The following is an 11,908-nucleotide window of genomic DNA, read 5'->3' as shown; positions in this document are numbered from 1 at the left end:
CGCCCTACTCCGCCACGGCGGCAGTGATAAGGGCTTTCAGGGTGCCCTTTTCGATCTCGCCGAGGACGCGGGAGGCCACCCGCCCCTGCTTGTCCAGGACCAGGGTGGTGGGCACGGCACCGGGGGGCACCAGGCCGGACACGGACAGCAGGACGCCGCCGTCCTTGTCGTCAAAGCTGGGGTAGGTCAGGTTGAACGTCTTCTCGAATGCCTCGGCCGTGGGCTTCTCGTCCCGGAGGTTGACGCCGAAGAACTGCACTCCCTGGTCCTTGAACTCCTGGTGCAGCGCTTCGAGGAGTGGCGCTTCCACCCGGCAGGGCGCACAGGCGGCGAACCAGAAGTTCAGGACGCTCACCTTGCCCTGGAAGTCGGCAGGGGTTACGGCGGTGCCGTCGAAGAGGGTGCCCTGGATCTGCACGGCTTCCTTGCGGTCTCCGGCGGCGAACTCCGTGACGGAGCCGTCACCGGCAACATAGTTCTTGTTGTCCCCCGCCTTGGCCTGCTTGGCCAGTGCATCCTCCTGGGCACAGCCGGACAGGCCAAGGGTCAGCGCGGTCAGGGCCATGCCGCCGGCGGCCAGCAGGCCACGGCGGGAGGGAAGGTTGTGATAGCTCACTGCTAGGCTCCAGGGGTGCTGGCGGCACCGGGAAGAAGGGATGCCGCGGGTTCGTTGTACTCGACCCGCAGCAGCGAGCCGTCGTCAGCGAACACCAGGGACGTAACGGATGTCAGGGTGCACTCGCGCTTGCGCGGGTCATGCCAGAGGGGCCGGCCTTCCGCGCTCAGCCGTGCCGCCCAGATCGGCAACTGATGGCTCACCAGGATGGCTTCGGGACCGCCGGCGCCAAAATCGCCGTCGGCCAGCTCAATCGCCCGCAGCCGCGCATCCCGCGCAGCCTCAGCCATCCTCGCCGCCTGCCGCTTGTAGGGTTCCCCCCAGGACGGGCGCAGGGGGTTGACCAGGTGCGGCCAGTGCCTGGGCCGGCGCAGTTCCGCCTGGGTGACCCGCATGCCCTCGAAGTAGTTTTCCGCCTCGATGATCCGCTGGTCAGTATGGACGGCCAGGTGCAGGGCTTCCGACGTCGGACGCGCGGTTTCCTGTGCACGCTCCAGCGGGGAGGCGGCCAGGTAGGTGATCCGGGCACCGTGCGCGGCACGCTGCCGGAAGTGCTCGGCGAGCGTCCGCGCCATCTCCTGCCCCAGCTCGGAGAGGTGGAATTCGGGAAGCCGCCCATAGAGCACGCCGTCGGGATTATGGACCTCGCCGTGGCGGAGCAGATGGACAGTGGCTTGGGGCATGTTTACCAGTTTCTCAAAGATGGCGTGCGATCCGAAATCATCGCAGCTGCTTTCTACAAAGAGTAGAACTCAAGTTTTTGAAGAAATGTTCCGAAGCCGGGAACAAAACATGCAAACGCATGTTTATACTGGATGCAGCAAGATAGTTGAGACTTCAACTGATGAAGCTTCAACAGCATGGCAACCGATACATATTCAAAGGAGCAACATCATGGCACTTCCCGCAGACGTCACCACCGGCACCTGGACCCTGGACAACTCGCACAGCGAAATCGGGTTCACCGTCCGCCACGCAGGCATCAGCAAGGTACGGGGCCAGTTCACCGAGGCCGCCGCCACCCTCGACCTCGCAGAAGACGTGGCCGCTTCCCGGATCAACGCAACCATCAAGACCGCCAGCTTCGACTCCGGCGATGCCAACCGCGACGGCCACGTCAAGGGCGAAGACTTCTTCGACGTGGAGAAGTTCCCGGAGATCTCCTTCGTCTCCAACGGCCTGGTGGCCAAGGGCAACAGCTACGAGCTCACCGGCGACCTGACCATCAAGGGCGTCACCCGCCCGGTCACCCTGGAAACCGAGTTCAACGGCGTTGCCGTGGACCCCTTCGGCAACACGCGCGCCGGCGTCTCCGCCGAGACCACCATCAGCCGCAAGGACTTCGGCCTCACCTGGAACGCCGTGCTGGAAACCGGCGGCGTGCTGGTCAGCGACAAGGTTGCCATCAACCTGGAGCTGGCGTTCATCGCCCCCGCAGCATAATGACCCTTCCCGGGCATACCCCGGCGCCAAGCCTGCAATGCTTGGCGCCGGGGTCCGCTGTTTAAGGGCAACCACCTGCGCGGATACCGGACGAATTATCCACAACGCTGCCCGCCGGGGGTACGGTGGACCTAAGCCATGCTGGGGGGAAGGCAGAGGACCGATTCCCGGCAGCCTACCTGGATCCCGACCTGCAGAAGGAACGCCCATGAGTACTCCTCCCGTCCCACCCCCCGCGCCCCAAGATCCGCACTCCGGCAACGGCCAAACGGGGAATGACCCGGCCGGAACCGGCGAGCCCGGAAGCCAGCAGCAGCCCGGGTCCCAGCCCCGCTACGGCCAAAACGCGCCGCAATATGGCCAGAACGCACCGCAGTATGGCCAGAACCAGCCCCCGTACGGACAGAACCAGCCGCCGGCGCCGCCGCAATACGGCCAGAACGCGCCCCAGTACGGCTCCTCCTACGGGCAGAACGCGCCGCAGGCTCCGGGCTACGGCCAAGGGGCCGGACAATTTGGCCAATCACAGTACGGACAGTCACCCTATGGCCAGTCACCCTACGGCCAGTACCCTTCCGAACAGCCGCAGCCGGCCGGCAGCAACGGCATCCCGCAGCTGGTGAACATCTCCTTCTGGCTGCTGATTGCTTCGGCCGTGATCTTCGTCGTTTCAATGCTTGCCGGCCTGACCCAGCTCGACGACCCGCAGTTCCGGCAGATTTTCGACCAGCAGATGGCGGCCGGTGGGGCCTCGGGAGTCACCTATGACGACATCAAGGGGGTCATCGCCGGCACCCTGATCGTGTTTGCGGTCATCGGTACGGCCCTCTACCTGCTGGTGGCGTTCTTCGTCCGCAAGGGCAGGAACTGGGCCCGGATCCTGGGAACAGTCTTTGCGGCCTTGTCCGTCTTCGGCCTGTTCGGCGTTCCCGGCATCGGAACCATCGGGACCATCCTGGGCATCGCCGCCATTGTGCTGCTGTACCTGCCGGCGGCTGCCCCCTACTTCCGTAAGCAGCAGCCTTTCGCCAACCCGTACTCGGGCGGCTTCGGCAACCCCTACGGACGGTAACCGGCACGTCCACACCAGGCAGGCGGCCCGGGATGCAGCAACGCATCCCGGGCCGCCTGCTTTTAACGGGTCGCGTGACATGCCCGGACCACGCCTGGCCGCCGGCCGCCTGCTCTAAACCCTGCCCCTAGGCTGTCTGCCCGGGGGCCTGGGCGCGCTGGGCGTGGTAAGCCAGGATCTGCAGTTCGGTGGCCATGTCCACCTTGCGCAGGTTGACGCCCTCGGGAACCTGCAGCATGACGGGCGCGAAGCTCAAGACGCTGTGGACGCCGGCTGCCACCACGCGGTCACAGACCCCCTGGGCCACTGCCGCCGGCAGGGCGAGCACCACCATGTTGGCTCCGGTGCGGTGCAGGACCGTTTCGAGGTCGGCCACGTCGCTGACCCGCAGCCACCCCACCTCATTGCCCACCACCATCTGGTCGGCGTCGAAAATCGCCACGACGTCGAAGCCCCGGGATTCGAAGCCGCCGTACCGTGCCAGTGCCTTGCCCAGGTTTCCGGCACCGACGATGGCCACTTTCCAGTCATGGGTCAGCCCCAGCGCGGCGGCGATGTGCCTGCTGAGGTACTGCACCTCGTAGCCCACGCCCCTGGTCCCGTAGGACCCCACGTGGGAGAGGTCCTTGCGGAGCGTTGACGAACTGACGCCGGAGGCTTCCGCCAGGGATTCGGAGGAGACCCGCTCCACGCCCTCGGCCAGCAGCGTGTTCAGGGCCCGGAGGTAAAGCGTCAGCCGTGCCACGGCGGCAGGCGGGATCTGCTTGGCCGCAGTGCCGGCGGCATCCGGAAAGTCCGGCGCGGGCTGGGACGTGGAATCCAAGGACGTCACTGGCGTTCCCCTACCGGGCCATGGCGCGCTGCAGCACGCGTTCCAGCCGGGCCTCGTCGATCTTCCAGAAGTCGCGCTGCACACCATCCACCAGCACCACAGGGATCTCTTCCGCGTAGCGCTCCCGAAGTTCGGGCTGGTTGTCCACCAACTCTTCGCTCCACGTAAGGCCCAGTGAGGCAGTAACGCGCCCGACGGCGTCGCGCGCCTCCTCGCAAAGGTGGCAGTCAGCTTTGGTGACCAGGACGACGCGGGGTGTAGCCATGGCTTAACGGTATCGCCGTTCGCGGCATGCGGGTGACGCCGACGGCGGCAGGCCACCTGATTGACTAGACTCGGGACCATGCCCGAGGAGAAATACGTCGCCGTAGTCACGCGGCCGGCCGTTGCGCCGCAGCCCGCCGAGGCGGCGTTCTTCGACGTGGACAACACCCTGATGCGCGGCGCCAGCCTCTTCCACGTGGCACGGAAGATGCACCAGCGCGGTGCGTTCACGCTGGCCCAGGCGGCCGGCTTCGCCTGGAAGCAGTTCAAGTTCGTGGCCCGCGGGGAAAACATCGACGACGTCCACGCCGTCCGCGATTCGGCCCTGACCCTCGCCGCCGGCATTACCGTCGATGACATCAAGGCGCTCGGTGAAGAGGTTTACGACGAAATGATCGCGTCCCGGATCTGGCCCGGCGCCAAGGCGCTGGCGGAGCAGCACCTCCGGGTGGGGCGCCGCGTCTGGCTGGTGACGGCAACGCCCATCGAGGTGGCCACGGTGATCTCCACCCGCCTGGGACTGACGGGGGCGCTGGGAACGGTGGGGGAAGTTTCCGAGGGCATGTACACGGGCCGGCTGGTGGGCGACATCCTGCATGGCTCGGCCAAGGCCGTGGCCGTGCAGGCCATCGCCGACGAGGAGGACCTGGACCTCAAGCGCTGCTGGGCCTACAGCGACTCCTACAACGACATCCCGTTGCTGTCCCTTGTGGGGCATCCGGTGGCCATCAACCCGGACGCCAAGCTCCGCCGCCACGCCCGCGACCGGAACTGGCCGGTCTACGACTTCCGTGCCGGCCGCCGTGCCGCCACCCTCGGCCTCAAGGCTGCCACCTTCGGTGGAGCCGTCTACGGCCTGTGGAAGGGCTTCGCCCGCATCCGCGGCCCCCGCGGGTAGCCGCTCCCCCTCGGCCACGGAAAGGCCCGGACAAACGAGAAAGCCCAGACAAACGAAAATGCCCGCCGCCTGGAAGGCGACGGGCATGTCCACGCTGCTGGAAGTATTGCTACTTCTTGTTGCGGCGCTGGTGACGGGTCTTGCGAAGCAGCTTGCGGTGCTTCTTCTTGGCCATACGCTTGCGACGCTTCTTAATAACTGAACCCACGAAAGTTCCTTACAAACTAGATGCAGTACCTGTCTGATGGAGAATGTCCGTGGACAAAGCTACGAACTGAACAACTGACAGATTCTTACAATGACGTAAAACGTTCCTTAACAGGGTACCGCCTATCGGGAGCGGCTCAGGACAAGCCCTCTCAGGCGGTCTCGGTGTGGCCGTCCACCACAGCACCCTTGAGATACTGCTCGACGGCGTTTTCGGGGACGCGATAGGAGCGGCCAAAGCGCACTGCCGGCATTTCGCCGGAATGCACCAGCCGGTAAACAGTCATTTTGGAGACTCGCATGACCTCGGCTACTTCAGCCACGGTCAGGAACTTCGCGTTGGAGAAGTTCTGTTCTGCCGACATTTCCCTATATTCCTTTGCTGACGGATGGACAACAGTGACCCCAGGTACGTGCCAATGCGGTGTTCCGATGCTGAGCCATCCACCAACCACCTAAGAAGATACTCTAGATGTTCATGTGGCAGATGTGAAAGTAGGTAAAACCCCCTATTTCGACTGCCGCCGCTGCGCCGCCGATGCCGCCAGCTGTTCCAGGACGGAGGCGGAAACCTCCCAGTCCATGCACGCATCCGTAACGCTCTGGCCGTACACCAGTGCAGACCGCCCGGCGGCGTGCTCCGCGACGTCCAAGTTCTGGGCTCCGCCCACCAGGAAGCTTTCCAGCATGACACCGGCAACGGCGTGCGCGGCAGCACCGCCGTCCTCAAGCTGGGCACCGATTTCGAGGGCAACCTCTGCCTGCCGGTGGTGGCTCTTGCCGCTGTTGGCGTGGCTCGCGTCCACGATCAGGCGTGGGTTGAGTCCCTTGCCGGCCAGTTCGCCGGAGGCGCGTTCGACGTCGTCCGCGGAGTAGTTGGGTCCCTTCCGTCCGCCGCGGAGGATGACATGGGTGTCGGGGTTTCCTGCGGTTGATACCAGTGCGGCCCGGCCGTCGCCGTCGATCCCCAGGAACGCCTGGGCCGCCCCGGCGGCGCCGCAGGCGTCGATGGCTACCTGCAGGCCGCCGTCGGTCCCGTTCTTGAAGCCGATCGGCATCGACAGGCCGGAGGCAAGCTGCCGGTGGATCTGGCTTTCCGTGGTGCGGGCGCCGATGGCACCCCAGGAGATCAGGTCCGCCATGTACTGCGGGCTGATCGGTTCAAGGAACTCGGTGGCAGTGGGCAGGCCCAGGGCGGTGACCTGCTGCAGGAACTGGCGGGCGGTGCGCAGCCCGGTGACCATGTCATGGCTTCCGTCCAGGCGGGGGTCGTTGATCAGGCCCTTCCAGCCCACCGTGGTGCGCGGCTTCTCGAAGTAGGTCCGCATGACGATCAGCAGGTCTTCCTTGTGCTTTTCGGCCTGGCTGACCAGCCGGCGGGCGTACTCCAGGCCGGCCTTGGGGTCGTGGATGGAGCAGGGCCCCACGATCACCAGCAGACGGTCGTCCACGCCGTCCATGATGGCGCGCACTTCGTCGCGTCCGCGTTCGACGACGGCCGCGGCCCGGGCGTCCAGGGGCAGTTCGGCGAGGAGTTCGGAAGGAGTGGGCAGCGCGGTGAATTCGCTGACCCGGAGGTTCGAGGTGGACGTCGTGTTGCCGGCGGGGGCTGCTGTGGTAGCGGTGCTCATGGTTTGGGTCCTGTTCCAGATGGGAAGCGGGCCCGGATTTCAGAACCCGCCGGAGAAACGGCGAAGGGCAGAGAATCATCTCTGCCCTGTTGGCTCTGAAGGAATACTGGATGCGTGTCAGTTAGACGCGGGCCCCTCCAGAGCCAACGAAAAATACGCATACCAACGGTTAGTCATGGAAGAGACCATAAGCCCACGGCGGCGCGGCCGCAAAATCGGCTGCGTCACATTTGGTCCCGAGCTTGTTCGCGGATCCGGACGTACAGGCACTGATCCGCGAACAAGTTTAGGTTCTACCAGAGCTGCCCGGGCTTACCCCAGGAGCTTGCGGAGGAACTCCAGTTGCCGGATCCAGTGGTGTTCCTGGCCGCCTTCGTGGTTGTTGAACCGGTAGACCTCGATCTCCTTCGCGGCGCCGGTGCTGGAGGAAGCATTGGTGCCCGAGCCGTAGGCGTTGAAGCTGGCGAACACGGTGGACGCCGGGCAGATGTCGTCCATCAGCGCCGCGGAGTACAGGGCCGGGGCGGTGGCAAGCCGGGCCAGGTTGACGCCGTCAAAGTAGTTCAGGACGTCCAGCGCGGACTCGTAGCGGTCCCGGTGCCGCGCCAGGAACTGGGCGATCTCCGGGTAGGGCCCGCGTGGGGTGATGTCGATGGCGCGGGGGAAGTCCTGCAGGAAGGGGACGTCCGGCAGCGCGGCGATGACGCCGTCGAGCCGTCCCGCGGTGAGCCCGGCCGTGGCAACCACCAGGCCGCCGCCCTGGCTGATGCCCGCCAGCACCACCTTGGCGGGGTCGACGGCGGGGTGGGCCTGGGCAGCCTCGACGGCGCGGAAGGCATCGACATAGACGCGCCGGTAGTAGTAGTCCTCACGGCTGGAGATCCCCCTGGTCATGAGGCCGGCGTGGGCCACGTCCCCGGCCGAGGGATGTGGGTCGGCAGTGTCCCCCAGGGTGCCGCCATACCCCTGGCCGCGGGTGTCCATGATGAAGTGCGCGTAGCCGGCCTGCGCCCAGCGCGTGTCCTGGTTTACCAGGCCGCGGCCGCCGGAATAGCCGATGTAGTTCACCACCACCGGCAGCCGGGCGCCTTCCCCGCGGTTGGCCGGCAGGTGCAGCCAGCCCTTGACCGGTGCGCCGCCAAAGCCGGCAAAGGTGACGTCGAAGGTGTCGATGACGGTGAGGTAGTTCTCCACCGGCTCGAAGGACGCATCCAGCGGAAAGGCGCGGGCTTCGTCGAGGGTGGCATCCCAGAAGGCGGCCAGGTCGTCCGGCGGGGTGACGCCGGACGTGTAGCTGCGGAGCTGGGCCAGGGGCAGGTCGAAGAGGGGCATCGTTGTCCGTTCCGGTGTGGGTGGTGGCGGCCTCGCGGTGGCGTTCCTCTATTTGTAGCGCACGTTGTCCACGACGTTCAGTTCCTGGCGGCGTTGAGGGTGAGGTCCAGTGGTTCGAAGCGGCCAAGGCTTGCCCCTGCCGCGATGATCGAACGCAGTTGTGCCAGGCCTCCGGCCGCCGCGCCGGCCGCACGTGCCTGCACCAGGACGTTGCCCATGGCCGTGGCCTCCACGGGACCGGCAACCACGGGCCTGCCCGTGGCGTTGGCGGTGAGCTGGCAGAGCAGCCTGTTCTGGGAGCCGCCGCCCACCACGTGCACCACGTCCACCCGCCGGCCGGCGAGGCGCTCGGCGACGGTGATGGTCTTGGCATATCCGGTGGCGAGGCTGTCCATGATGCAGCGGGTGATGGCCGCGGGGTCGTTGGGCAAAAGATCCCCGGTGCGCCGGACCGCCGCGCGGATGCGTTCGGGCATGTTGTCCGGGGCAATGAAGTAGGGGTCGTCCGCATTGATCTGCGGACCGCCGGCCGGCAGCGCTGCCGCGGCCGCCAGGAGGGCGGGAAGGTCAGGCTGGAAGCCTTCGCCGGCCCACGTCCGCTGGCATTCGCTGAGCAGCCAGAGGCCGCCGACGTTGCGCAGGTAGCGGATGGTGCCGTCCACGCCGCGTTCGTTGGTGAAGTTGGCTTCGCGGCTGGCCTCTGTCAGGACCGGGTGCTTGAGTTCCAGTCCAACCAGGGACCAGGTGCCGGAGGAGATGTAGGCGAAGCTGTCCCCGCCGTTGTCCGGTGTCGCGGGAACGGCGGCGACGGCGGAAGCGGTGTCATGCGAGCCCACGGCCACCACCCGGGTTTCCCGGGACAGGTCCACGGCGGCAGCAACCTCCGGGAGGAGCCCGCCGTAGGCTTCTCCGGGCTGGATCAGCGGCGGGAACAGGTCCTTCCGCAGCCCCAGCGCGGTGAAAAATTCGGTGGCCCACTCCCCTGCCATGGCATCAAACAGCCCGGTGGTGGAGGCATTGGTGGCCTCGGTCCTCCGCACGCCGGTGAGGCGGAACGCGATCAGGTCCGGGATGAGCAGCGCCTGCAGTCCTGCCAGGTCCTGTTCAGTGGCGAGTTGGTAGATGGTGTTGAACTGCAGGAACTGCAGACCGGTGGTCTGGTACAGGCGGGCGGGGTCCAGCTTGGCGTGCACGGGTGCGACGGCCGCGCGGCTGCGGTCGTCGCGGTAGCTGTGGGGCTGCGCCACGAGCTTCCCGGCCTTGTTGACCAGCCCGTAGTCCACTGCCCAGGTGTCGATGCCAATGCTGGCGATCGTCTCGCCCTGCACCGCCGCGACCGTGGCCGCGGCCTTGAGTCCTGCCAGCACCTCGGCGTAGAGGGCGTCGAAGTTCCAGCGGAGGCCGCCGTCGATCTCCACCACGCCGTTGGGGAACCGGTGGACGGTCTCCAGTGCCACTCCGGCGGGGGAAACGCGGCCCAGCATGACCCGGCCGGAGGACGCTCCGATGTCGATGGCGGCGAACACCACCCCGGCGGGTGCCGGAGCGGTGTCCGCGGCTGATTCGGCGGTGCTCATCGGAGGAAGGCTGCGGCCACTCCGGCGTCCACGGGGATGTGCAGGCCGGTGGTGTGTGACAGTTCGTTGCTGGTGAGGACAGCGGCGGCGTTGGCCACGTGTTCGGGCAGGACTTCGCGTTTGAGCAGGGTGCGCTGGGCGTAGTACTCGCCCAGTTTCTCCTCGTCCACGCCGTAGACCGCGGCGCGCTTGGCGCCCCAGCCGCCGGCGAAGATGCCGGAGCCGCGGACCACGCCGTCGGGGTTGATGCCGTTGACGCGGATTCCGTGCTCGCCCAGTTCCGCGGCGAGCAGGCGTACCTGGTGGGCCTGGTCCGCCTTGGTGGCGGAGTAGGCGATGTTGTTGGGCCCGGCGAACACGGAGTTCTTGGACGAGATGTAGATGATGTCCCCGCCCATGCCCTGGGCGATCATGACCTTCGCTGCGGCCTTGGCCACCAGGAACGAGCCCTTGGCCATGACGTTGTGCTGCAGGTCCCAGTCCTTCCCGGTGGTTTCCAGCAGCGGCTTGGAGATGGACAGGCCGGCGTTGTTGACCACCAGGTCCACGCCGCCGAAGGCCAGGACGGCTGCGTCGATGGCTGCAGCGACCTGGGCTTCGTCGGTGACGTCGGCCTGGACACCAACAGCAACGTCCGGGCCGCCGAGTTCCTCGGCCACTTTTTGCGCGTTCTCCAGGTTGAGGTCGGCGATGACCACGCAGGCGCCTTCCGCGGCGAGGCGGGTGGCGATGGCCTTGCCGATGCCCGACGCCGCGCCGGTCACCAAAGCGATGCGGGTGGCGTGGGATTTCGGCTTGGGCATCCGGGCAAGTTTGGCTTCCTCCAGCGCCCAGTACTCGATCCGGAACTTCTCGGATTCTTCGATCGGGGCATAGGTGGAGATCGCCTCGGCGCCGCGCATGACGTTGATGGCATTGATGTAGAACTCGCCGGCAACGCGTGCGGTCTGCTTGTTGGCGCCGAAGGAGAACATGCCCACGCCCGGGACCAGCACGATGGCCGGGTCCGCGCCGCGCAGCGCCGGGCTGTCCTCGTCCTTGTGGCGGTCGTAGTAGGCCTGGTAGTCCTCGCGGTAGTCGGCATGCAGCTCGTGCAGCCGGGCAATGGAGTCCTCGATCGAGGCGTCCGCGGGCAGGTCCAGGATCAGGGGTTTGACCTTGGTGCGCAGGAAGTGGTCCGGGCAGGAGGTGCCCAGGGCGCCCAGCCGCGGGTGCTCGGCGGCTTCCAGGAAGTCCAGGACGACTGCGTCATCGCTGAAGTGCCCCAGCTGCGGCTTGTCCGTGGAGGCCAACCCGCGGATCACCGGTGCCAGCGCTGCGGCCTTGGCGCGGCGTTCCGCCTCCGGCAGCGCACCGTAACCGGGAAGCTTGGGCCCGAAGGGTTCGGCCTTGCCGTTGTCCGTGATGTACTTTTCTGCCTGCTCAATGATCCACAGGGAGTTGGCTTCGGCTTCTTCGCTGGTGGCGCCCCAGGCGGTGATGCCGTGGCCGCCCAGGATAGTCCCGATGGCCTGCGGGTTGGCGTCCTTGATCGCGGCGATGTCCAGGCCAAGCTGGAACCCGGGCCGGCGCCAAGGCACCCACACCACCTTGTTGCCGAAAATCTTGGTGGTCAGCGCCTCGCCGTCCACGGCCGTGGCAATGGCGATGCCGGAGTCCGGGTGCAGGTGGTCCACGTGGGCGGCGTCCACCAGGCCGTGCATGGCGGTATCGATCGAGGGTGCAGCGCCGCCCTTGCCGTGCAGGCAGTAGTCGAACGCGGCCACCATCTCGTCTTCACGCTCCACTCCGGGGTAGACGTTCTTGAGCGCGTTGAGCCGGTCCAGGCGCAGCACCGCCAGGTTTTCTGCCTTCAGCGTGCCCAGGTCCCCGCCGGAGCCCTTGACCCAGAGCAGCTGGACGTCCTCGCCGGTGACGGGGTCCGTTGCGGTGCCCTTGGCGGAGGTGTTGCCGCCGGCGAAGTTGGTGTTCCGCTTGTCCGCGCCCAGGCGGTTGGAGCGGGTAATCAGGTCTTCAACAGTCTTATTGGTCATAAC

Annotated in this window: 13 protein-coding genes; 3 read left to right on the top strand and 10 right to left on the bottom strand. The window is 66.6% G+C overall.

Features of this window, described 5'->3' with window-relative positions:
- Nucleotides 1–4 precede the first annotated feature (4 nt).
- Both PUN71_RS00560 and PUN71_RS00555 read right to left on the bottom strand, forming a co-directional pair.
- Nucleotides 5–565 (bottom strand): TlpA family protein disulfide reductase, encoded by a 561-nt coding sequence (locus PUN71_RS00560; RefSeq protein WP_277797281.1) that lies wholly within the window; start codon nt 563–565, stop codon nt 5–7.
- Nucleotides 566–618: 53 nt separating this feature from the next.
- A complete protein-coding gene (locus PUN71_RS00555; protein ID WP_277796945.1) occupies nt 619–1,299 on the bottom strand; it encodes a histidine phosphatase family protein in 681 nt (226 codons plus the stop codon).
- Nucleotides 1,300–1,510: 211 nt separating this feature from the next.
- Between PUN71_RS00555 and PUN71_RS00550 the strand changes: the two genes are divergently transcribed.
- Nucleotides 1,511–2,059 carry a YceI family protein gene (locus PUN71_RS00550; RefSeq protein WP_043452388.1) on the top strand — a complete coding sequence of 183 codons (549 nt, stop codon included), beginning with the start codon at nt 1,511–1,513 and terminating at the stop codon, nt 2,057–2,059.
- A 208-nt stretch (nt 2,060–2,267) separates the two neighbouring features.
- The gene (locus tag PUN71_RS00545) at nt 2,268–3,131 is read left to right on the top strand and encodes a Yip1 family protein (RefSeq protein ID WP_277796944.1); all 864 of its coding nucleotides are present in this window, start codon (nt 2,268–2,270) and stop codon (nt 3,129–3,131) included.
- A 127-nt stretch (nt 3,132–3,258) separates the two neighbouring features.
- On the opposite strand, the gene PUN71_RS00540 is transcribed toward PUN71_RS00545, so the two are convergent.
- Nucleotides 3,259–3,963, bottom strand: coding sequence for a redox-sensing transcriptional repressor Rex (locus PUN71_RS00540; RefSeq protein ID WP_043452391.1), 705 nt, complete (start codon nt 3,961–3,963; stop codon nt 3,259–3,261).
- A gap of 10 nt (nt 3,964–3,973) precedes the next feature.
- Nucleotides 3,974–4,228, bottom strand: coding sequence for a glutaredoxin family protein (locus PUN71_RS00535; protein WP_043452392.1), 255 nt, complete (start codon nt 4,226–4,228; stop codon nt 3,974–3,976).
- Between the two features lie 78 nt (nt 4,229–4,306).
- Here PUN71_RS00535 and PUN71_RS00530 point away from each other — a divergent pair, with 78 nt between their 5' ends.
- The gene (locus tag PUN71_RS00530; RefSeq protein ID WP_277796943.1) at nt 4,307–5,125 is read left to right on the top strand and encodes an HAD family hydrolase; all 819 of its coding nucleotides are present in this window, start codon (nt 4,307–4,309) and stop codon (nt 5,123–5,125) included.
- A gap of 109 nt (nt 5,126–5,234) precedes the next feature.
- On the opposite strand, the gene PUN71_RS00525 is transcribed toward PUN71_RS00530, so the two are convergent.
- The 6 genes from PUN71_RS00525 to PUN71_RS00500 all read right to left on the bottom strand — a co-directional run bounded on the left by PUN71_RS00525 (nt 5,235) and on the right by PUN71_RS00500 (nt 11,905).
- The gene (locus tag PUN71_RS00525; RefSeq protein ID WP_003792170.1) at nt 5,235–5,333 is read right to left on the bottom strand and encodes a 30S ribosomal protein bS22; all 99 of its coding nucleotides are present in this window, start codon (nt 5,331–5,333) and stop codon (nt 5,235–5,237) included.
- 151 nt (nt 5,334–5,484) lie between these two features.
- Complete coding sequence (locus tag PUN71_RS00520) at nt 5,485–5,697, bottom strand: helix-turn-helix domain-containing protein (protein WP_043452394.1); 213 nt, start codon at nt 5,695–5,697, stop codon at nt 5,485–5,487.
- A gap of 144 nt (nt 5,698–5,841) precedes the next feature.
- Nucleotides 5,842–6,963, bottom strand: coding sequence for a 3-deoxy-7-phosphoheptulonate synthase (locus tag PUN71_RS00515; protein WP_277796942.1), 1,122 nt, complete (start codon nt 6,961–6,963; stop codon nt 5,842–5,844).
- 312 nt (nt 6,964–7,275) lie between these two features.
- Nucleotides 7,276–8,295, bottom strand: coding sequence for an acetylxylan esterase (locus PUN71_RS00510; RefSeq protein ID WP_277796941.1), 1,020 nt, complete (start codon nt 8,293–8,295; stop codon nt 7,276–7,278).
- Nucleotides 8,296–8,372: 77 nt separating this feature from the next.
- Nucleotides 8,373–9,872 carry a rhamnulokinase gene (locus PUN71_RS00505; RefSeq protein ID WP_277796940.1) on the bottom strand — a complete coding sequence of 500 codons (1,500 nt, stop codon included), beginning with the start codon at nt 9,870–9,872 and terminating at the stop codon, nt 8,373–8,375.
- Nucleotides 9,869–11,905: a bifunctional aldolase/short-chain dehydrogenase gene (locus PUN71_RS00500; RefSeq protein WP_277796939.1), complete on the bottom strand. Its 2,037-nt coding sequence runs from the start codon at nt 11,903–11,905 to the stop codon at nt 9,869–9,871. The genes PUN71_RS00505 and PUN71_RS00500 overlap by 4 nt, the downstream gene beginning before the upstream one ends.
- Nucleotides 11,906–11,908 lie beyond the last annotated feature (3 nt).

The organism is Arthrobacter sp. NQ7, assembly GCF_029581595.2.
Taxonomy (GTDB): Bacteria; Actinomycetota; Actinomycetes; order Actinomycetales; family Micrococcaceae; genus Arthrobacter; species Arthrobacter phenanthrenivorans_B.
The sequence above is the reverse complement of the archived record's forward strand: the minus strand, read 5'-3'. Positions and strand labels throughout refer to the sequence as shown.

Coding starts and splice junctions, on each gene's coding strand:
- PUN71_RS00500 (WP_277796939.1), bottom strand. CDS start 11,905: ATGACCAATAAGACTGTTGAAGACCTGATTACCCGCTCCAACCGCCTG.
- PUN71_RS00530 (WP_277796943.1), top strand. CDS start 4,307: ATGCCCGAGGAGAAATACGTCGCCGTAGTCACGCGGCCGGCCGTTGCG.
- PUN71_RS00510 (WP_277796941.1), bottom strand. CDS start 8,295: ATGCCCCTCTTCGACCTGCCCCTGGCCCAGCTCCGCAGCTACACGTCC.
- PUN71_RS00505 (WP_277796940.1), bottom strand. CDS start 9,872: ATGAGCACCGCCGAATCAGCCGCGGACACCGCTCCGGCACCCGCCGGG.
- PUN71_RS00560 (WP_277797281.1), bottom strand. CDS start 565: ATGGCCCTGACCGCGCTGACCCTTGGCCTGTCCGGCTGTGCCCAGGAG.
- PUN71_RS00555 (WP_277796945.1), bottom strand. CDS start 1,299: ATGCCCCAAGCCACTGTCCATCTGCTCCGCCACGGCGAGGTCCATAAT.
- PUN71_RS00520 (WP_043452394.1), bottom strand. CDS start 5,697: ATGTCGGCAGAACAGAACTTCTCCAACGCGAAGTTCCTGACCGTGGCT.
- PUN71_RS00545 (WP_277796944.1), top strand. CDS start 2,268: ATGAGTACTCCTCCCGTCCCACCCCCCGCGCCCCAAGATCCGCACTCC.
- PUN71_RS00515 (WP_277796942.1), bottom strand. CDS start 6,963: ATGAGCACCGCTACCACAGCAGCCCCCGCCGGCAACACGACGTCCACC.
- PUN71_RS00550 (WP_043452388.1), top strand. CDS start 1,511: ATGGCACTTCCCGCAGACGTCACCACCGGCACCTGGACCCTGGACAAC.
- PUN71_RS00535 (WP_043452392.1), bottom strand. CDS start 4,228: ATGGCTACACCCCGCGTCGTCCTGGTCACCAAAGCTGACTGCCACCTT.